Origin of the sequence: Corynebacterium sp. HMSC034A01 (assembly GCF_001838175.1) — a bacterium.
Lineage (GTDB): Bacteria > Actinomycetota > Actinomycetes > Mycobacteriales > Mycobacteriaceae > Corynebacterium.
In genome coordinates this window covers 72,339-93,570 of record NZ_KV835927.1, presented here as the reverse complement: position 1 = coordinate 93,570, position 21,232 = coordinate 72,339, and the positions used below count along the sequence as shown (strand labels likewise).

Here is a 21,232-nt window from a genome sequence, read left to right as displayed (position 1 = left end):
GCCGCCCTTAACGCTGGTTTGCATCGCGCTGCGCGCGCTGGGCCAGCGAACGTACGTCGATACGCTCCTGGCGCACATCCGGTGCCGCCTCCACCCACGACACCAGCCCCATCTCCGTGTGGCGGTCCGCCGCGAACTCGAAATCGCCCTGCGGGCCAGTAAAGCGGAGGACGTGACCGATCTCCGGCATGAACTCGCGTTCGCCCTCGGTCACGTCCCTGAACCCCTCGAACTCCACCCCGCGGCGATCCAGCTCCACGTCGTGGTGGAACGTCAGCGAGCGCAGCTTGAAAAACAGCAGCCGCTCGCCGTCGTAGCGCAGCACGCCATGCCGCCAGCCGTGGATCCCCTCAGCCGGCAGCTCGCGCATCATCGCTCGCGCGCCGGAGTTGCGCACCATGGCAAAGCGCCACCCCGCGGCCGCTGCGAGGACTACCAGGACTAGCGCTGCAACACTTGCGACGACCATCATCCCGGCCCAACCTCCTCGACCACGCTGGATAGACATTTGCCAGTGATCATATCGCACAAATGCGAAACACCCCCTCCCGGTTTCCCGGGAAGGGGTGCGTTCGTGGCGGTCGGCGTCTATGCCTTCCTTGCCAGAGACTTTTACTGGCTCTGGCGGCGAACCGCGGCGAGCTCCGCCTCGGAACGTGCCTTGACAACGCGGTCCTCGTCGTGGAGGTGGGACTCCGCGTCAGCGGTGTCAACCTCGTCGGCGAAGATCGCGTAGTCGGCCAAGATGGTCACCTTGTCGCCCACAACGGACAGGAACCCACCCTGGACGGCGGCGACGATGCGCTCGCCGTCCACCGGGCGGATGGTCACCACACCGTTGTCCTTGAGCTGGCCAAGGAGCGGCTCGTGGCCAGGAAGGATGCCGATCTCACCCTCCGTGGTCTGGGCGGTGACGATGCTTGCCTGGCCTTTCCAGAGCATGCGGTCGACCGCGACCAGTTGAGCGGTAAGTTCAGCCATCTTCTACCCTCCTACGCCTGCAGCTTCTTGTACGCAGCCTCGACGTCGTCCAGACCGCCAAGGCCGTTGAAGGCCTGCTCCGGGTAGTGGTCGAACTCGCCCTCGCAGAGACGGTCGAACGCGTCGATCGTCTCCTCGAGCGGCACGTAGGAGCCCTCGTCGCCGGTGAACTTCTTTGCGACGAAGAAGTTCTGGCCCAGGAAGCGCTGGATCTTACGCGCGCGCTGCACGGTGATCTTGTCTTCCTCGGACAGCTCGTCCATACCGAGGATGGCGATGATGTCCTGCAGCTCCTTGTTCTTCTGCAGGATACCGATCACCTTCTGCGCGACCGCGTAGTGACGCTCGCCGACGATGCCCGGCTCGAGGATACGAGACGTGGAGGTCAGCGGGTCCACGGCCGGGTAGATGCCCTTCGACGCGATCGAACGGGAAAGCTCGGTGGTCGCGTCGAGGTGGGCGAAGGTGGTGGCCGGAGCCGGGTCGGTGTAGTCGTCCGCCGGCACGTAGACGGCCTGCAGCGACGTAATCGAACGGCCCTTGGTCGAGGTAATGCGCTCCTGGAGCACACCCATCTCGTCGGCCAGGGTCGGCTGGTAGCCCACGGCGGAAGGCATGCGGCCCAGCAGGGTCGACACCTCGGAGCCCGCCTGGGTGAAGCGGAAGATGTTGTCGATGAACAGCAGCACGTCCTGGTTCTGCACATCGCGGAAGTACTCCGCCATGGTCAGGCCGGACAGGGCCACGCGCATACGGACCCCCGGCGGCTCATCCATCTGGCCGAAGACAAGCGCGGTATCCGGCAGCACGCCCATGTCCTCCATCTCGAGGAACAGGTCGGTGCCCTCACGGGTGCGCTCGCCGACGCCGGCGAAGACCGAGGTACCGGAGAACTCGCGCGCGATACGCGTAATCATCTCCTGGATCAGCACGGTCTTGCCCACACCAGCGCCACCGAACAGGCCGATCTTGCCGCCCTTGACGTACGGGGTGAGCAGGTCGATGACCTTAATACCGGTCTCCAGGATCTCGGTCTTACCTTCGAGGTCCTTGAATGCCGGCGGCTCGCGGTGGATGCCCCAGCGCTCGCCGGTCTCGCCCACCGACGGGTCGTCCAAGCACTGGCCGAGCGCGTTGAACACGTGGCCCTTCACCTGGTCGCCCACCGGCACGGAGATCGGGTTGCCGGAGTCCGCCACCTTGGCGCCACGGACGAGGCCGTCGGTCGGCGCCATGGCGATGGTGCGCACGAGGTTGTCGCCCAGGAACTGGGCGACCTCGAGCACGATGGTCTTGGACATCTCGCCGAGGTCGATGTCGACCTCGAGCGCGTTGTACAGAGCGGGCAGCTCGCCACGCGGGAACTCCACGTCGACGACTGCGCCGATGACGCGAACGACGCGGCCGTTCTCAGAACCGCGCGGGTTCTGAGTGTTCTCGACCTGAGCCGGTGCGGTGTCGGTCTCAGAAGCCGCACCCGCCAGCTCGTCGTTGCGCTCATCAAAAGAGTGAGCAGTAGTCATGATTTAGTCACTTTCTCCACTACCGGACAGCGCGCCAGCGCCGCCGATAATCTCGGTGATTTCCTGGGTGATCTTTGCCTGACGGGCTTGGTTAGCTTCACGGGACAGGTCGTTAGCCAGCTCCGTAGCGTTGTCCGTCGCGTTCTTCATAGCCGTACGGCGCGATGCCGATTCCGCTGCAGCGGACTCCAGGAAGATCGAGTAGAGCAACCTGGAGACGTACACCGGAAGCAGCTCTTCCATCAGCGTGTCGGCGTCGGGCTCGAAGTTCATGTCCGGGCGGACATCGCCGGAAGTGGTCAGCATGTCCTGCTGCTCGTACTTGAACTCCTCCAGCACCGGCTCAATCGGCAGGAGCTGGGTGACCCGCGCCTCCTGCGACAGCATGGAGACGAACTCGGTGTAGACAACGTGCACGACGTCGAAGCCGCGCACGGAACCAGCTTCGGCACCGTCGACACGCAGCGGCACCGAGGACTCGGAGCCTGCCATGTAGCCGTCGATGATCTGGTGGCGCACGCCGTGGGTGTCATCCCACGACGGCTGCTGCGAGAACCCGGTCCAAGAACCCTCAACGTCCATGTCGCGGAACCTGAAGTGCGTGACACCCTTGTTGCCGGTGACGTAGCGGACTACCTCGTACCCGGCATCGGTGAGCATGCGCTCCAGCTGCGCCGCCTTTTTCAGGACGTTGTGGTTGTAACCGCCGGCCATACCGCGGTCAGAGGTGACCACGAGGATTGCCGCGACCCGGCCGTTCTCACGCTCGTGGAGCATGGGGTGGGCCAGGGAGCTCGCGGACGCGAGGCGTTCCATGACGTCTTTCAGCTCGTCGGCGTACGGCTTAGCCGCCTCGACGCGCTGCTGGGCCTTGGTGATCTGCGCGGTGGCGATCAGCTCCTGGGCCTTCGTGATCTTCTTCGTTGAGTTGACGGACCTGATACGGTCGCGCAATTCGCGAAGCGTTGCCATGGTGTTTCCTCCCTTCCTTTATGTAGTAGTCCTAGTCGCGTTTCACGCGCACTAGGAGCGGCTGACGTTGAGCTGGTTCTTGGCCACGTGCTTGGAGTCGAGCGGCTCCGCCTCGGCCTCGCGGACGATGCGCTCGCCGGAGGAAGCCTGGAAGTTGCGGGCCAGGTCCTCGTTGACGCGCAGGATCGCGGCCTGGGAGTCGTCGTCAAGCTGCTTGCCGCCCGCAATCTGGTCGTAGACCTGCGGAGCGTTGGCGCGGATGGCCTCGTGCAGCTCTGCCTCGTAGCGGCGAACGTCCTCGACGGGAACGACGTCGAAAACGCCCTCGTTCGCGGACCAGATCGACACGATCTGGTACTCGACTGCCTGCGGAGAGTTCTCGGACTGCTTCAGCAGCTCCACCAGACGCTGGCCGCGCTCGAGCTGCTTCTTGGAAGCGGCGTCGAGGTCGGACGCGAAGGCCGCGAAAGCCTCCAGGTCGCGGTATGCGGCGAGGTCCAGACGGAGGTTACCGGCAACCTTCTTCATGCCCTTGGTCTGCGCGGCACCACCAACACGGGACACGGAGATACCCACGTCGATAGCCGGGCGCACGCCCTGGTTGAAGAGGTCGGACTGCAGAAAGACCTGGCCGTCGGTAATCGAGATGACGTTGGTCGGAATGAAGGCGCCCACGTCGTTCGCCTTCGTCTCGATGATCGGCAGCGCGGTCAGGGAGCCAGCGCCGAGCTCATCGTTGAGCTTGGCGGCACGCTCCAGCAGACGGGAGTGCAGGTAGAACACATCGCCCGGGTATGCCTCGCGGCCCGGCGGGCGGCGCAGCAGCAGGGAGATGGCACGGTATGCCTCGGCCTGCTTGGTCAGGTCATCGTAGATCACCAGGACGTGCTTGCCCTGGTACATCCAGTGCTGGCCCAGGGCGGCACCGGAGAACGGCGCCAACCACTTGAAGCCGGCGGAGTCGGACGCCGGAGCTGCCACGATGGTGGTGTACTCCAGTGCACCGGCCTCCTCCAGAGTCTGGCGCACACCAGCAATGGTGGAGCCCTTCTGGCCGACGGCGACGTAGATGCAGCGCACCTGCTTCGACGGGTCACCGGTCTCCCAGAATTCCTTCTGGTTGAGGATGGTGTCGATGCAGACTGCGGTCTTGCCGGTCTTGCGGTCGCCAATGATGAGCTGGCGCTGGCCGCGGCCGATCGGCGTCATGGCGTCGATCGCCTTCAGGCCGGTCTGCAGCGGCTCCTCGACCGGCTGGCGGTCGAGCACGCCTGCGGCCTGGAGTTCCAGGGCACGCTCTTCGTTGGACTCGATGGGGCCCAGGCCGTCAATCGGCTGGCCCAGGGGGTTGATCACGCGGCCGAGGAAGTTCTCGCCGACCGGGATCGAGAGAACCTCGCCCGTTCGCTTGACTTCGTCGCCCTCGGAAAGGGTCTCAAAATTACCCAGCACCACGACACCGATGGAGTCGGTCTCGAGGTTCTGTGCGACGCCAATGACGCCGTTCGGGAACTCGAGCAGCTCATTCGTCATGCAACCTGGCAGCCCGGAAACCTGGGCAATACCATCTGCAGCCGAAGTCACCACGCCGACCTCCTCACGGGAGGCCTCCGCGGAGTAGCTCGAGGTGTAGTTCGCTATCGCGCTACGGATCTCATCGGAGGAGATCGTCAGCTCCGCCATGTTCTTCCTGCTCTCGGTAGTTTCTTCCAGCATGTTGTTTTCTATTTGGTCGCCTGGGCCGCCATGTCGGTGCGCAGGCGGTTAATCTTCCCGCGCGTCGAACCGTCGATGACCTCATCGCCCACACGGACAACCATTCCGCCGAGGAGGCTGGGGTCAACCTCAGAGTGGATGGCCATCTCGCGACCGTAAATCTGCTCCAGCTTGCGGGCCAGTGCATCGCGCTGGGTGTCGCTGAGCGTCTCAGCGGACTTCACGCGTGCGACAGCCTTGCCACGCAGCTCCGCGACGCCCGCGGCCAGCTCGGCCAAGTCGTCGACGGGGTTGTGGTGGGGGCGGCCGATAACCTGCAATGCCAGTGCCTCGGTGAACATCGTCACCTTGCCGTAAATCACGCTAGCCAACAGTCCGCGCTTCTGCGCCGGGGTTGCGGTGCGGTCGGAGAGCAGCTGAGTCAGCTCCTTCTCCCCCTCGAGCAGCGTAGAGAGCTGGTACAGCTCGTTTTCCACCTGCTCCAGCTGGCCCTGTTCCTTGGCACCCAGCTCCAGCGCGCGACGGCCGAGGTTGACCAATCCGGCGCGGAACTCGCGCGGAGTCGACCACTCCTGCTGCGCTGCAGCGGTGAGGATGCTCAAGGTGGGCTCCGCAACCTTGTTGCCGAAAACGTCGCGGACGATGCCCTCGCGCTGCGAGGACTCCAGCGACGTGTCGGCCACGGCGATACGCAGTGCGCGCTCGGTGTCGAGCTGGTCCACGGTGAGGAACAGTTCGGTACCGATCTGCGCAGCCACGGCGACGGAGTTGTCGGCGTTCCGGATCAGCTCTTCAAGCTTGCCCGTAACGTGCGACTGTGCTTCGCGACTAGCTGCCTTCATCTCGCCTACTTCCTCGTCGACACGCGGTCGAGCTCACTCAGGAACTCGTCGATCGTGTTCGAGCGGCGGGTCGAATCCGACAGCTCGGTGCCCAGCAGACGCTCAGCCAGCGAGATGGAGTTCTGGCCCATCTCGTTGCGCAGCTCAGCGACAACCTGCTCGCGGGAGGCCAGCAGCTGCTTCTCACCGGACTCGATGATGCGGCGGGCCTCTTCCTCGGCGCGGGCACGAGACTCAGCCTCGATTTCCTTGCCGCGGGTGCGGGCGGCTTCACGGATCTCAGCGGCCTCGTGGCGCGCCTCCGCAAGCTCGGCGTTGTTCTTCTCCAGGGCAGCCTTGGCTTCTTTTTGGGCGACCTCAGCACGCTCGATGCCACCCTTGATTCGGTCTTCGCGCTCCGCCAGCACTTCCTGGAACTTCGGAATGACGTACTTCGCAAAAAGTAGGCCGACGATGATGAAAACGACAAGAGACCAAACCACGTCGTACGCTGCCGGCAGAAGAATGGAAGGTTCCTTCTCCAGCGGCAGCTTCTCGCTGGCCTCTGCGGCAGCGAGGAATGCAGTGACGTCAGTCATTGGTTGCTCCTGATCTAAAAAATGTACGGGTTACTCGTTCGTGTTTTTTAGAACAGGAAGCCGGCGACGAGGCCGATCAGGGCAAGCGCCTCAACGAAGGCGATACCCAGGAACATGGTGGTGCGCAGCTGGCCAGCCATCTCCGGCTGGCGAGCCATGCCCTCGACGGTCTTGCCGACGAGCATGCCGATGCCGATGCCCGGGCCGATGGTTGCGAGGCCGTAGCCGATGGTGCCGAGACCCTCGTAGCGGTTCACGGTCTCCGCTGCCTGAGCAAGAATGATGTCGTTCATGTGAAAGTCGTTCCCTTTCTAGGTGCTCTCCCGCGGGGTGCGGGTGAGCGAGTGACAGATGGTGGGGTTATTCAGTTGGCCGTGTGGTCGCGCTTTGTTAGTGCGCATCCGCGTGCAGCGACAGCTCGATGTAAACCGCAGTCAGCAGAGCGAAGATGTACGCCTGCAGGAAGATGATGATCAACTCGTATGCGGTGAACAGCAGCGCTGCGATGAGGGTCAGGCCACTCACTGCCGTCCATGCGTTCAGCTGCCAGAAGAAGAAGTTCGTGGCGGAGTACAGCAGGACGAGAATGATGTGGCCAGCCAGGAAGTTCGCCATAAGACGAAGAGCCAGGGTGACCGGACGCAGAATAAACGTCGAGAAGAACTCGATCGGCACCACCAGGAGGTGGAGCAGCGGCGGAAGGCCGGGAATCACGGTCGAGTGCTTGAAAAATGCGATGCCGTAGCGCTTCACGCCGGCGTAGATCATCGCGATGTAGGCCGCAACCGCCATGACGATCGGCATGCCGATACGTGCGTTAGGCGAGATGTTCAGGCCCGGAATGATCGTTGCGACATTCATGAACAGCGTGGTGAAGAAAATGGTGCACAGCAGCGGCAGGAACCGCTTGCCGTCCTTCTTCCCCAGCGTGTCCTCCGCGATGTTCACGCGGACGAAATCGACACCGATCTCGGCGACATTCTGCAAGCCCTTGGGAACCAGCTTCGGGTTCCGGAAGGCAATAACAAAGAGGAGCACCAAAATCGCCGCCATGAACAGGCGGACGAGCATGATGCGATCGAGTGCGAACCACCCATTAGCGAAGTCTTCGCCAATGAGCTGGCCGTACGTCTGCCCCGGGAAAAATTCTGGACCAAGCGAAGGTGCGTGGAATTCACCCTTCATGGCCAAAGTTGTAACGCTCAGCGTTCTCTCCCGTTCTCGGGCCGCGCTCCGATGCGCTCGGCGCGCGGTGCGATGGACGTCTTCAACAAAGACTGCCTCCGCGGCGGACTCCGTCGCACATCTGCTTCCGCGGGGGCAGGGGATGTCGTTCTTGCGCCGGTTTCCCCTGCTTACGAGGGTTAATATCGACTCGGAACAAACCCAGCGGTAATCCTAACAGGCCGTCCGCGCAAAGTAGGTTTTACCTGTGTAGTTGTCCCCCCGACGCACCACCCCAACCCACGAAACCGGGCAACTACCCAGCTCGGACGCTTTTCCGCCCTGCTGTTAGGTCTGTCACAGCTTGCGCGTACCTCTAATCCAGGTAGGTGGTGCGGGTGGTAATCAGACCCCAGGTTTCGGCACCCAGGGCGACAACTAGCGCCGCCATCGTGGTGATGCCGAACGCCTGGTGGTCGTAGAAGTCGAAGCCGCGGATCCACAGGAAAAACAGCACCAGCACACCCATCTTGAGCAGCCAGCCGCCGAGCACGATCGCCATCGTGGCGTTCGGGGTGGAGTTCGAGGTGGCCAGCACGGTTGCGGCGGTGAGCAGCACGAAGCTTCCGCCCACTGCGACGCCCATCAGCGCGGCCCAGATGCCGGGCAGGTCGCGGGCGGCGCCCCACCCCATCAGCGCGACCACAGTGAGCACCACGAGCGCCCAGCTGGCCACCTTCAGCGCGCGCACGAGAGGCTTGCGGTGGTCGGTCATGGCGTTAGCGTCGTTGACTTCAAGCGGTTTCACGCTGCGTCATCCTACCCGCCGGGCCGATCTTTCCCTTGGCCAAGGGCACCAGCGTGAGCAAAAACGCAACCAGCAGCGCCGCCACGCTTAACGACGCCGCGACTTTGAACGGCACCACGGAAAAGCTCACTGCACCGAAGGCGACGGCGGAGACCCACATGTAGAGCACCAGCACGGTGCGGCGGTGCGTGTGCCCGAGCCGAAGTAGGCGGTGGTGGATGTGCCCTGCGTCCGCGGCAAACGGGCTCTGCCCGCGCGCGGTGCGGCGGATCACGGCCCACACCAGGTCCAGCACTGGCAGCGCGATCGCGGCCAGCACAACGATGATCGGGCTGACCAGCGCCACTAGGTCGGCGGCGCCGTAGAGCGACATGTTGATCTTGCCGGAAGCAGAGATGGACGCCGCCGCGAGCAGCAGCCCGATCAGCATCGCCCCGGAGTCGCCCATGAAGATGCGCGCGGGCTCGAAGTTGTGGGGCAAAAATCCCGCGCAGATCCCCACCAGGATCGCGCAGATGATCGCCGGCGGGTAGGCGGAGACTGCCCCGCCCTGGTCGTGGAGCACCGCCAGCGAGTAGATCAGGATCGCAGAGCCCGCGATCATGCCCAGCCCGGCGGCGAGCCCGTCGATGCCGTCGACGAAGTTCACTGCGTTGATGAGCAGCACCGTAAACAGCGCGCTCAAGACCATGCCCTGGGCTTGATCCAGGATGAGCGTGGTGCCCTCCCCGAACGGCAGATAGAACACGGTGAAGATAATGCCCAGCGCGGTCATGATGATCGCGGCGGCGAACTGCCCGATTAGCTTGGTCAGCGCGCGCAGCTCGTACAGGTCGTCCACCACGCCGACGAGCACGATGGCGAGCCCGCCCACCAGTACCGCAGTCATTTCCGGGGTCACTGGGGCGAACCCGCGGGTCAGCGCCGGCAACTGCTGCGCGAGCCCGTAGGCAGCCAAGAATCCGGTGAACATGGCCAGCCCGCCTAGCGACGGGGTCGGCTGCGTGTGCACGTCGCGCTGGCGGATCTCCGCCACCCTGCCCGTGCGCACGAGCATGGACCGCACCGGCCCGGTGGCCAGGTACGTGACTGCGGCCGCCACGAGCAGGACAAGTCCCAGCTCACGCAGCGGAACACCGGAGGCGTTCATCGGCGGCTACTTCCTCCGCAAGCTCTCCGGGTCAAGTCCTAAGACCTGACCAATGCGTTCGGCGGAAATCGCCCCCTCACGCAAGATCCGCGGCGCGGGCCCGGAAATGTCGATGATTGTGGACGGCTCCCCGATCTCCGCCGTGCCCCCGTCGAGGTAGATGGGCACCTCGTCGCCGAACTGCTGCCGCGCCTCGGTGGCGGTGGTCGCCGGCGGGTTGCCGGAGATGTTGGCGGAGGACACGGCCATCGGCCCGGTCTCCTGCAAAAGCTCGAGCGCCAGCGGCTGGTTCGGCATGCGCAGCAGCACGGTGCCGCGCGTGTCGCCCAGGTTCCATGGCAGGCTGGGTGCCTCGGGCACGACGATGGACAACCCACCCGGCCAAAACGCCTCGACCAGCGTCTTGGCGGTTTCGGTGAATTCGCGCACGAGCCCCTGGATGGTCACCCAGGAGCCCACCAGCACCGGCACCGGCATGTCGGGCCCGCGGCGCTTGGTGGCCAACAGCGTTTCCACGGCGTCGTTGTTGAACGCGTCGCAGCCGATGCCGTACACGGTGTCCGTCGGCAGCACGACGCAGCGGCCGGCCCGGACGGCGTCGGCGGCCGCGCGCACGCCTTCGATGCGCTTCTGCGGGTCGAGGCAGTCGTACGTTTCCCTCAATGTTCGCTCCTTGGCCGTCGGGCAGTTACCGGGCTAGCTTACTCGCCGTGACAAACCGGGCCCGCCCAGTCATGTCCTCCAGCGCGCGCACGTCCGCGAAACCGCCGGCGCGCAGCTCAGCCTGCACAGCCTCGGAGGTGGTGTCGTCGTGCTCGATGCCCACCGCGCCCCCATCTTTGAGCATTTGCTTGACGACGGGCACGAGCCCGCGAATCGCCGCCATCCCGTCCGCGCCCGAAAACACTGCCTCATGCGGGTCCGCGTAGACCTCCGCCTGCAGCTCGGGCGTCTCCGGCACATACGGCGGGTTGGTCACCACCACGTCCGCGCCGATCCCGGCGAGCAGCTCCGGGTCGGTCATGTCCCCCGCCACCACGTTGACCTGGGGCGCAAGCTTCTCGACGTTACGCTGCAGGTAGGCGCGCGCCGCCTCCGAGCGTTCCACGGCGTAGACGTTCGCGTCTGGCCTGGCGCGGGCCACCGCGATGGCTAAGGCTCCGGTGCCGGATCCGAGGTCGACGACGGTGGGGGCCGGAGGTGCGTCGATAAGCTTTCGCACCGCCCACTCGGCGAGGATCTCAGTCTCGGGCCTGGGGATGAACACGCCGGGGCCGACGGCGAGGTCGACGCCGTAAAACGGGGCGGTGCCAATGATGTGCTGCAGCGGCTCGCGCGCGGCGCGGCGGGCGACGAGCTCGGTGTAGCGCTCGCCGAAGTCCGCCGGAGCGTCGGCGAACATCAGCTGCAGCGGCGCGACGCCGAGCACGTGCGCGGCGAGCAGGCGTGCGTCCACCTCAGGGGAGTCGACGCCCGCCTCGCGCAGCGTGTTTGCGGCGCTCGCGATGTGGGAGCGAACGTTACTCCGCTTCAAGACGCTCCTGGCGCTCGTGCGTCTGCAGCGCGCCGATGAGGTCGTCCATGTTGCCGTCCAGCACCGAGTCCAAGTTGTTGGACTTGTAGTTGATGCGGTGGTCCGAGATGCGGTTTTCCGGCCAGTTGTAGGTGCGGATGCGCTCGGAGCGGTCCATGGTGCGCACCTGCGACGCGCGGCCTTCGGCCTCCTCGGCCTCCTGCTTCTCGCGCTCGAGCTGGTCCAGGCGGGCCTGCAGCACCTGCATGGCGCGGGCGCGGTTCTGGATCTGGGAGCGCTCGTTCTGGCAGGTCACCACAATGCCGGTGGGCAGGTGGGTGATGCGCACGGCCGAGTCAGTCGTGTTCACGCCCTGGCCGCCCTTGCCGGAGGAGCGGTACACGTCGACGCGGATGTCCTTGTCGTCGATGTTGACGCTTTCAATCTCGTCGGCTTCCGGGAAGACGTACACACCGGCGGCAGAGGTCTGGATGCGGCCCTGGGACTCGGTGACAGGTACGCGCTGCACGCGGTGCACGCCGCCCTCGAACTTCAGCTTGGACCAGGCGCCGTCGCGCGACGGGTTCTTGGACTTGACCGCGACGGTCATGTCCTTCACACCGCCCAGATCGGACTCTGCGACGTCGAGGACCTCCCAGGTCAGGGCGTGCTTTTCGCAGTACTTCTGGTACATGCGCGCCAGGTCGCCGGCGAACAGCGCGGCTTCCTCGCCGCCGGCGCCGGCCTTGAGCTCCATGATGATGTCGTCGCCGTCGTGCTCGTCGCGCGGAGCGAGCAGGTCGGCCAGCTCCTCCTCCAGGCGGACAATCTCACCCTCGAGGCGCTTGGCTTCCTCGGCGAACTCCTTGTCCTCGTTGGCCATCTCGGCCGCGGCCTCGTGGTCCTCCTGTGCCTGGGTCAGGTCGTTGTAGACGTTGATGATCGGCTGCAGCTCCGCGTAGCGCTTGGACAGCTTGCGGAATTGGTCCTGGTCACCCGCAACCTCCGGGTCGCCCATTTGGGCCTGGATGCCCTGGTATTCGGCAACGTAGTCGTCGACAAGCGAAACCTGCGTCTTGTCTGCCATTAGGAGTAGTCCTCCTCATCGTTTTCCGTCTGCGCCATCGGCGCGGAGTTGGCCACGCCGATGAGGAACTCGCCGTTGGTCTTCGTCTTCTTCAGCTGCTTGATCAGCATGTCAATGGACTGCTGCGGATCCAGCGCAGAAAGGATGCGGCGCAGCTTGTGCATCACACGCGCCTCCTCCGGGCTCATCAACAGCTCGTCCTTGCGGGTGCCGGACGGGTTGACGTCCACAGCCGGGAACACGCGGCGCTCCGCGATCTTGCGGTCCAGCTTGAGCTCGGCGTTGCCGGTGCCCTTGAACTCCTCGAAGATCACCGTGTCGCCGGCCGAGCCGGTCTCCACCATCGCGGTGGCGATGATCGTCAGCGAGCCGCCCTCCTCGATGTTGCGGGCGGCGCCCAGGAAGCGCTTCGGCGGGTACAGCGCGTTGGAGTCCACACCACCGGAGAGGATGCGGCCGGACGCCGGGGAGGAGTTGTTGTACGCGCGGCCCAGGCGGGTAATGGAATCCAGCAGGACCACCACGTCCTGGCCCATCTCCACCAGGCGCTTCGCGCGCTCGATAGCCAGCTCGGCCACGGCGGTGTGCTCTGACGGCGGGCGGTCGAACGTGGAGGCAATGACCTCGCCGTTGACGCTGCGCTGCATGTCCGTGACTTCCTCCGGACGCTCGTCCACCAGCACCACCATGAGATAGCACTCCGGGTTGTTGGTGGCGATCGCGTTGGCGATGTTCTGCAGAATCGTCGTCTTACCGGCCTTCGGCGGGGAGACGATCAACGCGCGCTGACCCTTACCAATCGGCATGACCAGGTCGATCACGCGGGTGGTGAGGATCTTCGGCTCAGTTTCCAGACGCAGACGGCGGTTCGGGTAGAGCGGGGTGAGCTTGTGGAACTCCTTGCGCGCCTTCGCCGCCTCAGTGGTCTGTCCGTTGATGGCATCCACCCGCACAACCTGGTTGTAGCTGCGGCGGTTGCGGCCGTTGCCCTGCGAGTGGGACTGGCCGTTCGCGCGCACCTGGGCCGTCACCGCGTCGCCGGAGCGCAGGCCCGACTGGCGCACCAGCTTCTGCGGCACGTAGACGTCCGCGTTGGACTGGCGGTAGCCGGTGGTGCGGATGAACGCGGAGCCGTTGTCCTGCACGTCCGCGATACCCGCGACATCCTGCAGGTCCTCCGGGTTGAAGTTCTGGTTGTCGTTGTTGTTGCCGTTGTTTCCGTGGTTGCCACCGCCGTGGTTGTGGTCCCGGTTGCGATTACGGTTGCGGCGCCCGCGGCGGCCGCGGCGGCCCCCGCCGTGGTGGTCGTCGTTGTTGTTTCCGCCGTGGTTGTTGTTGCCGCCGTGGTTGTTGCGGCCGCCACGGTCGTTGTTGCCGCGCTCCTGGTTGCCGTCCTGCTCGTCGCGGTTGTCCTGCTCGTCCCGGTTGTCCCGGTTTTCGCCGCCCTGCTGCTCGTCGTGCTGCGAGCGGGCGCGGTTGCGGCGGGCGCGGCGTGCCGCGGAGCGCGACGCCCCGCGGGACTCGTCGTCGTCGCCAGGCTGCTGCTGCTCAGCTGGCTCAGCAGCCTTCTCAGCCTTCTCCGGCTTCTCCACCGGCTTCTCTGCGGCGGCGGCCTTGCGCGGCACCTGCCCGGTGGCGATGGCCTGGATGAGTTCCCCCTTGCGGAGCCCAGAGATCCCCTTGAGTCCCTTCTCGGCGGCGAGCTTGCGCAGCTCCGGAATCTTCATTGCGGCGAGGTCGGCCGCGGTGCCGGTTTCGGTCACGTGTTTCCTTTCGTCGCTAAGCCAGCTGCTTATTCGCGCAGATATTCGCGTTTGCATACACCGGTAGCGGTCGTGTGCGGTCTTACGGATCCCGCGGGCCCGGGGAAACGTTCCTCCCGGTTGCTCCGCCAGCACCCTCGACCGGAAAAGTTCCGGGACGGGTGCAATTCGCACGATCCACGCAAGAGTGTAGCGCATAGAAGGCCCTGCGCTAATCAGGCCCGCGCTAACATGGCCTGCATGCTTTCAACGATGCAGGAGGTGCCGTTCTCCGTCGCCAGGATTTTGGAGTTCGGCACCACCGCCCACGCCAACACGAAGTGCACGACGTGGCGCGCATCCGGCGCGGAGGAGACTACGTTCGCCGAGATTGGCGCGCGCGCCGCGGCTTTTGCGCACGCGCTGCACAGCGACCTGGGCATCGACGGCGACCAGCGCGTTTCCACCCTGCTGTACAACTGCGCGGAGCACATCGAGGTGATGTTCGCCGTCGCCGCGAAGGGCGCGGTGTTCAACCCGTTGAATGTGCAGCTCATGGTGGATCAGATCGCGTACGTGGTCAACCACTCCGAGTCCGAAGTCATCGTCGCGGACCCGCGCCTGGCGGAGAAGCTCGGCGCAATCTTGCGGGACTGCCCCACCGTGCGCGCGGTGGCGTTTACAGGCATCGCCCCGCTTGACGACGCAGCTTCGCACCTCCCCGATACAGTCCAGGTGTACAGCTACGAGCAGCTTCTCGACGGCCGGCCGACGTCCTACCCATGGCCCGAACTGCCGGAAAACACCGCCGCCGCGCTGGTGTACTCCACCGCCACCACCGGCGCCCCGAAAGGCGTGGCGTACTCGCACCGCTCCCTGTGGCTGGAGGCGACGGGCCTGCGCGCGACCGACTCGTTGGCCGTGACCCACGGCGAGACCTTTTTGTGCTGCATCCCCATCTACCACGTGCTCAGCTGGGGCGTGCCGCTCGCCGCGTTTTTGGCCGGCACTCCGCTGGTGCTGCCGGATTCGGACATGTCCGCGCCCACCCTGGCCAAGCTCATCGCCGGCACCCACCCGCGCGTGGCGCACGGCGTGCCCACCCTGTGGATCCAGCTGATGGTGCACTACCTGCACAACCCGCCCGAGCGCATGAGCCTGCAGGAGATCTTCGTTGGCGGCTCCCCCGCCCCGCCCGCACTGATCAAGGTTTGGGAGGAGCGCTACGGCGTGGACGTGGTGCACGTGTGGGGCATGACCGAGACCTCCACCGTCGGCACCGTGGCGCGGCCGCCGTCGGGCGCGTCGGGTGAGGCCCGCTGGGCCTACCGCGTCTCCCAGGGCCGCTTCGCCCCCACCCTGCAGTACCGCGTGGTCAACGACGGCCAAGTCATGGCGCCCACCGACCTCACCCAGGGCGAGATCCAGGTGCGCGGCAACATGGTCGCCGCCAGCTACTACCACTCGCCCACCCAGGAGCCCGGCGAGATCGCCTCGCGCTTCCGCGGCGAAGATGTCGACGACGAACGCGAGCACTTCTCCGCCGACGGCTGGCTACGCACCGGCGACGTGGGCACCGTGACCAACGCCGGATTCCTCACGCTCTACGACCGCGCCCGCGACGTCATCCGCTCCGGCGGCGAGTGGATCTACTCCGCCCAGGTGGAGAACCTGATCATGGAGTCCGAGGAAGTCATCGAGTGCGCCGTCATCGGCATTCCCGACGACAAGTGGGGCGAGCGCCCCCTCGCGGTGACCAAGCTGACCGCCGAGGTCGCCCCCACCGCGGAGACCGCCGCCCGCCTGCGCGCCGGGCTCGCCGACGTGCTGCCGAAGTGGATGGCGCCCGAATACTGGACGTTCGTGGACTCCATCGACAAGACGTCCGTGGGCAAGTTCGACAAGAAGGACCTGCGCAAGCACCTCGCCAAAGACGAGTTCGACATCATCGCCTTGCCCGGCCCCGGCAGCCGGCCGAAGGCGACGTCGTAAAGCGAAAAGTCACGGTACGATGGAGGGGCATGACAGCAAAGCCAAGCATTTTCTCCAGTCCATCCCGCTACGTGCAGGGCAAAGATGCCATCCACGAGCTGGGCAAGTACCTGAAGCAGCTCGGCGAGAACCCGCTGCTGCTTTCCGACGACACGGTGTGGGGCCTCGTCGAACAGTCCCTCACCGACGGGTTTGAAAAGGAAGGCCTCCCGGTCAACCGCGTCAAGTTCGGAGGTTTCGCAACCGCCGAGCGTGTCGACGACACGGTCAAGCTGATCAAGGACAATAACTACGACGTGGTGGTCGGCCTCGGCGGCGGCTCCGCCATCGACTCCGCGAAGGCCGCCGGCTTCGAGGCGGACATCCGCTGGGCTTCGGTGCCCACCGCGGCGTCTTCCGACGCTCCGACTTCCACGCTTTCGGTGATATACACCGAGGACGGCGCCTTCGACGAATACCGCTTCTTCCCCCGCAACCCCGACTTGGTGCTCATTGACACCCAGCTGGTCGCCGGCGCCCCGGAGCAGTTCCTCATCGCTGGCATCGGCGACGCCATGGCTACTTGGGTGGAGGCACGCGCGACCGCAAGGGGCAACGGCACCACCATGAACGGCGGCCACCCCACTCGCGCAGGCGCTGCTCTTGCAGAGCTGTGCGCTGACATTCTGCGCAAGGACTCCTTCGCCGCCCTCGATGCGGTTCGCGCAGGCGTAGTCACCCCGGCGCTTGACGCCGTGGTGGAGGCGAACACCCTGCTGTCCGGCCTCGGCTTCGAGTCCGGCGGCTTGGCCGCGGCCCACGCCATCCACGACGGCCTGTCCGCCGCCGAGCAAACCCACGGCCTCTCCCACGGCGAGAAGGTCAACATCGGCACCCTCGCCCAGCTGATCATGGAGGGCGCCGACTCCGAGGAGATCGAAGACTTCATCGAGTTCACCACCAAGGTCGGTCTGCCTACCACGCTGACTGAGGTGGGCCTGTCCCCCGAGGACACCGACGTCCTCGAGGCTGTTGCCAAGGCCGCGACCGCCGAAGAGGAGACCATCCACAACATGCCGTTCCCGGTCGAGCCGGCCCAGGTTGTCGAGGCGCTGATCACCCTCGAGCACACCGCCCGCCGCGTCCGCGAAGAGCGCGGCCTGCCGGAACCGAAGAAGTACGAGGCGAAGCACTAAGCTCGCGCGATCCGGGGCCGCACGATGCTGTCGTGCGGCCCCTTTTTATGCCCGTTTTTATGCCTGTTTCCGCAATTGCAGAACGTTCGGACACAACCGGACATATCGAACATACCCCCGTTTTCCATTTTCCATTCTGCAGTTGCGGAACGATCGGACACAATCGGACATTTCCCTAAATGTGCACTTGAGATGGTTCCGCAATTGCAGGATCCGCCCCCAGATGTCCACTAAAATGAACACAAAAATCCTTTACATCGAACACTCTTGCGTTTACGCTCGACGCCAAACAGCAACCGCCAAACCATCCCCGGGGGACCTGCCATGACAGCAGCCATCGAAACCGAGCGCACATCTCTGCTTATCGACGAGCTAAAGCACCACCACCGCAATTCCCACTTCCACCGCGCCGAAATGCTTAACGCCCTCGGCCAACTCGATGAAGCCGACATCGCCTCCCAGCGAGGTGAGACATCCACCGCCACCTGGCTCAAACGCGAGCTCAACCTTGCCACGGCCACGGCTTACGAATACGTCCACGTCTCCCGGGGTCTTCGCAGATTCCGCCTGCTGTATGAGACGTTTCGCTCCGGCATCATGCCGTACTCCACCATGCGCCTGCTGCTGCGCTACATGCACGAGCAGAACGAGGAAGAACTGGTAGACCTCGCTCTAATTCACGGTTACTCCGAACTCGAGCAGGTCCTTGCCGGCAGCGATCCCGCCGAGGAACGGGAGCCGGAGGAACCAGTGGTCACCGCGAAGTTTCGCACGGACGGCATGCTCGATTTCCGCGCACTGCTTCCGGCTGTCCAGGGCCAGGCGCTGCTCTGCGCGCTGAAAATCGCGCAGTTGGCGAACTACTGCGCAGAACTCCCCGATGTGGACGAGCTTGCAGACCCAGAGGAGCTAGAGAGGCTCATTGACGCAGTAGAAAACGAACCGGAGGCGTGCCCTGCAGACGAGACGGTGGAAACAGAACGCCCACGGACAAAGTTGGACATGGACAGCATCTTGCGGCCCCCGTCCCGCTACGGCAATCCGGAAAGGAAGGACCTCTACCCCGCTTTTGTTGCCATGATGGAGATGGTGCGTACGAACCCAGTCAGCGCCCTGCGCGCACCGGGCGCCCACGTCAATATTGTGCTCACGGAGGACGGCGGGGCATGGATGCCGCAGAACACCTCGGCTCGCTCAGCGGAGGTTCGAAGCTACATCGCAAACGCGAATGTTCGGCTGCACCTGCTAGACAAGAAAGGACTGACTATCCACGTCGGCCGGTCCCGCCGCTTCGCCACGGACGCCCAGGTGCTCGCCTTGCTCACGGCCTGGGGCCACCAGTGCGCGATGCCCGGTTGCAACCACAAGCGTTTCATCGAGATCCACCACATCCGGGAATGGGAAGAAGGTGGCGAGACGAACATGGACAACCTGATCCCACTGTGCTCGAGCTGCCACGCAAAGATTAGCCACGGACTCGCCTATATTCAGCCGCACGGCCCTGACCTGTACTTCCGACTTCAGGACGGAACGCAGTATGTGTCTAGGAACCGCTCCCTGCCGACGAGGACGCGCGACCACACTGGTCCGCTGCGCGACACAGTTACGCCGGGTGACTCGTTCGCGGAATAGTTAGTCGCGCACGAGCTCCGCGGTGGCTGGGCCTGCGACGTCGAGTTCGATGACGCGGAGGCCGGCGGAACGGGCTTCGTCGAGAAGCGAAGGCTCCACCTCGGTCGTGGTGAGCACCAGCGCGGTCGGGCCGGCGCCGGAGAGGTAGGCGGCGTGGCCGCGGTTGCGCAGGCGGTTGACCCACTCAGCCGTCACCGGCAGGACGTCGGCGCGGTACGGCTGGTGGAGGCGGTCGCGGGTGCCCTCGAAGAGCAGCTGCGGGTGATGCTGCAGCGCGGCCGTCATCACTGCTGTGCGCGAGACGTTGAAGCGTGCGTCGGTGTGGGTGACGTGGCTGGGCAGCACCTTGCGCACGGCGTTGGTGGAGGCGTGGAAATCAGGAACGAGGGCGACGGCCTTGATTGACTCGTCCACCGGGATGCGCACGGCGCGGTAAGACGGCTTGGACTGGCCGTCGACGGGGATGTCCGTCCAGGACACTACTGCCCCGCCGAGGGCGGACGCGCCGGCGTTGTCGGGGTGGCCCTCGAACTCGGAGGACAGCTGCACGACCGCATCCTCGTCCAGCGGGAAGCCTGCCAGCGCGTTGGCGGCGACCACCCCCGCGACGGCGGCCGAGGCGGAGGAGCCGAGGCCGCGGGACTGCGGGATGGTGTTGTGGCACACCACGCGCAGGCCGGGTGCGGAGACGTCGGCGGCGGTGAGGCCGGACTGGATGGCCTTGACCACGAGGTTGGAGCTGTTGCGGGGAAGGTCGTCGGCGCCCTCGCCGAAGATTTCCACCTCGTGGCCGGATTCGGTGACCTCGACCTCAACGGTGTCGTAGATGCTCAGCGCGATGCCGAGGGTGTCGAAGCCGGGGCCCAGGTTCGCCGACGATCCGGGGACGGTGACCTTGACTTTCAGGCCGGGCTGCAAATCGATAGCCATAAACGGAAACCTTAGGAATCGAGGCGGATGACGGAGTTGACGGCGAGGACGTCGTCGTGGCCGGAAAGTTGTTCCACGATCGCCTTGAGGTCCTCCTCGCGTGCGGCGTGGGTGACAACGATCAGGTGAGCTTCGTCTCCGGACTCCTCCTGGCGCACCGCGGACAGGGAAATGCCTGCCTTGGCGAAGCGGGCGGTGAGGTCGGCGAGCACGCCGACGCGGTCGTTGACCGTCATGTTGATGGTGTAACGCGTGGTCACCTGCTCGAATGCGACGACCGGGTAGTCCGCGTAGGGGTTCTCGGCCGGGGCGCGGCCGCCGTGGACCTTGTTGCGGGCGGCGCCGACAAGGTCGCCGAGCACTGCGGATGCGGTGGGGGCGCCGCCGGCGCCGTTGCCGTAGAACATGAGTCGACCTGCTGCTTCTGCCTCGACGAAGATGGCGTTGTAGGACTTGTCCACGGACGCGAGCGGGTGCTCGTTGGGCACCAGGGTCGGGTGGACTCGGGCGTTGACGCCGGTGGTGTTGCCGGCATCGTCGACAAGCCGCTCGCAAATGGCCAGCAGCTTGATGGTGTGGCCGGACTTCTTGGCGGCCTCGATGTCGTCAGCGGTGATTTTGGTGATGCCTTCGCAGTACACGTCGTCGAAGGTCACGCGGGTGTGGAAGCCCATGGACGCGAGGATCGCGGCCTTGGAGGCGGCGTCGTGGCCCTCCACGTCCGCGGTCGGGTCCGCCTCCGCATAGCCCAGGCGGGTGGCCTCGGCCAGCGCTTCCTCGTAGCTCGCGCCGGTGGATGCCATCGCATCGAGGATGAAGTTGGTGGTGCCGTTGACGATGCCGGAGATGCTCTGCACCTGGTCGCCTGCAAGCGAGCGGCGCAGCATGCCCACCACCGGGATGGCTGCGGCGACGGCGGCCTCGTAGTAGAGGTCCACGCCGGCGGCGTTGGCGGCGTCAGCGAGCTCGGCGCTGTGGGCGGCCACGAGAGCCTTGTTCGCGGTGACAACCGATTTACCGGCCTTGAGCGCCTCAAGCACGAGCTCGCGCGGGTAGTCGATGCCGCCGATGAGCTCGACCACAATGTCCACGTCGTCGCGGGTGACCAGTTCGCGTGCGTCGTCGGTCAAGTACAAGCCCTGGACCTCAGGGGCGTCCTTATGCTTCTCGACGTCCGATACCGCAACGCCCCTCACCTCAATCGGGCCACCGATACGGTTCTCCAGGTTGGAGGAGAACTCGGACAGCAGGCGCAGCACCTCGGTGCCGACGGTGCCCTTGCCCAGCACAGCGATACCCACGGGGGTGCCGATGCCCTTGCCCGGGTAGTTGCCGTTGTATCCCTCGGCGGTGGCGGAAGTCATGATGCGTGTAGCTCCTTCGTCGTACGTTGCGGGGATCAGCGGTGGACCGCTTTGTCTACTATC

Annotated in this window: 20 protein-coding genes; 3 read left to right on the top strand and 17 right to left on the bottom strand. The window is 65.2% G+C overall.

The window, feature by feature from the left end; all coding sequences use genetic code 11:
• Positions 1 to 7: 7 nt before the first annotated feature.
• The 15 genes from HMPREF2791_RS02055 to rho all read right to left on the bottom strand — a co-directional run bounded on the left by HMPREF2791_RS02055 (position 8) and on the right by rho (position 14,097).
• The gene (locus tag HMPREF2791_RS02055; RefSeq protein ID WP_070474850.1) at positions 8 to 472 is read right to left on the bottom strand and encodes a DUF2550 domain-containing protein; all 465 of its coding nucleotides are present in this window, start codon (positions 470 to 472) and stop codon (positions 8 to 10) included.
• 140 nt (positions 473 to 612) lie between these two features.
• On the bottom strand, positions 613 to 981 hold the full coding sequence (locus HMPREF2791_RS02050; RefSeq protein ID WP_070474849.1) for a F0F1 ATP synthase subunit epsilon: 369 nt from the start codon (positions 979 to 981) through the stop codon (positions 613 to 615).
• A gap of 11 nt (positions 982 to 992) precedes the next feature.
• Positions 993 to 2,504, bottom strand: coding sequence for a F0F1 ATP synthase subunit beta (gene atpD, locus HMPREF2791_RS02045; RefSeq protein WP_246825308.1), 1,512 nt, complete (start codon positions 2,502 to 2,504; stop codon positions 993 to 995).
• A 3-nt stretch (positions 2,505 to 2,507) separates the two neighbouring features.
• On the bottom strand, positions 2,508 to 3,476 hold the full coding sequence (locus tag HMPREF2791_RS02040; protein WP_070844094.1) for a F0F1 ATP synthase subunit gamma: 969 nt from the start codon (positions 3,474 to 3,476) through the stop codon (positions 2,508 to 2,510).
• A gap of 51 nt (positions 3,477 to 3,527) precedes the next feature.
• Positions 3,528 to 5,192, bottom strand: a complete 1,665-nt coding sequence (atpA, locus tag HMPREF2791_RS02035; RefSeq protein ID WP_070844093.1) for a F0F1 ATP synthase subunit alpha — start codon at positions 5,190 to 5,192, stop codon at positions 3,528 to 3,530.
• Between the two features lie 8 nt (positions 5,193 to 5,200).
• Positions 5,201 to 6,034 carry a F0F1 ATP synthase subunit delta gene (locus HMPREF2791_RS02030; protein ID WP_070844091.1) on the bottom strand — a complete coding sequence of 278 codons (834 nt, stop codon included), beginning with the start codon at positions 6,032 to 6,034 and terminating at the stop codon, positions 5,201 to 5,203.
• A gap of 5 nt (positions 6,035 to 6,039) precedes the next feature.
• The gene (locus HMPREF2791_RS02025; protein ID WP_070844089.1) at positions 6,040 to 6,612 is read right to left on the bottom strand and encodes a F0F1 ATP synthase subunit B; all 573 of its coding nucleotides are present in this window, start codon (positions 6,610 to 6,612) and stop codon (positions 6,040 to 6,042) included.
• Positions 6,613 to 6,659: 47 nt separating this feature from the next.
• Positions 6,660 to 6,905 carry an ATP synthase F0 subunit C gene (locus HMPREF2791_RS02020; RefSeq protein WP_034999811.1) on the bottom strand — a complete coding sequence of 82 codons (246 nt, stop codon included), beginning with the start codon at positions 6,903 to 6,905 and terminating at the stop codon, positions 6,660 to 6,662.
• 97 nt (positions 6,906 to 7,002) lie between these two features.
• On the bottom strand, positions 7,003 to 7,797 hold the full coding sequence (gene atpB / locus HMPREF2791_RS02015; RefSeq protein WP_034999809.1) for a F0F1 ATP synthase subunit A: 795 nt from the start codon (positions 7,795 to 7,797) through the stop codon (positions 7,003 to 7,005).
• Between the two features lie 355 nt (positions 7,798 to 8,152).
• The gene (locus HMPREF2791_RS02010; protein WP_070844173.1) at positions 8,153 to 8,551 is read right to left on the bottom strand and encodes a Cg1360 family ATP-synthase-associated protein; all 399 of its coding nucleotides are present in this window, start codon (positions 8,549 to 8,551) and stop codon (positions 8,153 to 8,155) included.
• Between the two features lie 19 nt (positions 8,552 to 8,570).
• Positions 8,571 to 9,734, bottom strand: a complete 1,164-nt coding sequence (locus HMPREF2791_RS02005; protein WP_070844087.1) for an MraY family glycosyltransferase — start codon at positions 9,732 to 9,734, stop codon at positions 8,571 to 8,573.
• 6 nt (positions 9,735 to 9,740) lie between these two features.
• The gene (locus HMPREF2791_RS02000) at positions 9,741 to 10,397 is read right to left on the bottom strand and encodes an L-threonylcarbamoyladenylate synthase (RefSeq protein WP_070844085.1); all 657 of its coding nucleotides are present in this window, start codon (positions 10,395 to 10,397) and stop codon (positions 9,741 to 9,743) included.
• 25 nt (positions 10,398 to 10,422) lie between these two features.
• Positions 10,423 to 11,268 (bottom strand): peptide chain release factor N(5)-glutamine methyltransferase, encoded by an 846-nt coding sequence (gene prmC / locus HMPREF2791_RS01995; RefSeq protein ID WP_070844083.1) that lies wholly within the window; start codon positions 11,266 to 11,268, stop codon positions 10,423 to 10,425.
• Entirely contained in the window at positions 11,255 to 12,334 is a 1,080-nt protein-coding gene (gene prfA, locus HMPREF2791_RS01990) for a peptide chain release factor 1 (RefSeq protein WP_070844081.1), read from the bottom strand. Before prfA ends, prmC begins: the two co-directional genes overlap by 14 nt.
• Entirely contained in the window at positions 12,334 to 14,097 is a 1,764-nt protein-coding gene (rho, locus tag HMPREF2791_RS01985; protein ID WP_256380995.1) for a transcription termination factor Rho, read from the bottom strand. Before rho ends, prfA begins: the two co-directional genes overlap by 1 nt.
• A 240-nt stretch (positions 14,098 to 14,337) precedes the next feature.
• Between rho and HMPREF2791_RS01980 the strand changes: the two genes are divergently transcribed.
• From HMPREF2791_RS01980 to HMPREF2791_RS01970, 3 genes are all read left to right on the top strand, one after another.
• Positions 14,338 to 16,068 carry a long-chain fatty-acid--CoA ligase gene (locus tag HMPREF2791_RS01980; protein ID WP_070844171.1) on the top strand — a complete coding sequence of 577 codons (1,731 nt, stop codon included), beginning with the start codon at positions 14,338 to 14,340 and terminating at the stop codon, positions 16,066 to 16,068.
• A 29-nt stretch (positions 16,069 to 16,097) separates the two neighbouring features.
• Positions 16,098 to 17,243, top strand: a complete 1,146-nt coding sequence (locus HMPREF2791_RS01975) for a glycerol dehydrogenase (RefSeq protein WP_070844077.1) — start codon at positions 16,098 to 16,100, stop codon at positions 17,241 to 17,243.
• Positions 17,244 to 17,567: 324 nt separating this feature from the next.
• Positions 17,568 to 18,875, top strand: a complete 1,308-nt coding sequence (locus HMPREF2791_RS01970; RefSeq protein ID WP_070474839.1) for an HNH endonuclease signature motif containing protein — start codon at positions 17,568 to 17,570, stop codon at positions 18,873 to 18,875.
• Here the strand turns inward: HMPREF2791_RS01970 and thrB are convergent, their stop codons facing one another.
• Positions 18,876 to 19,805 carry a homoserine kinase gene (thrB, locus tag HMPREF2791_RS01965; RefSeq protein ID WP_070844076.1) on the bottom strand — a complete coding sequence of 310 codons (930 nt, stop codon included), beginning with the start codon at positions 19,803 to 19,805 and terminating at the stop codon, positions 18,876 to 18,878.
• Between the two features lie 11 nt (positions 19,806 to 19,816).
• Positions 19,817 to 21,169, bottom strand: a complete 1,353-nt coding sequence (locus tag HMPREF2791_RS01960; RefSeq protein ID WP_070844074.1) for a homoserine dehydrogenase — start codon at positions 21,167 to 21,169, stop codon at positions 19,817 to 19,819.
• Positions 21,170 to 21,232: the final 63 nt, after the last annotated feature.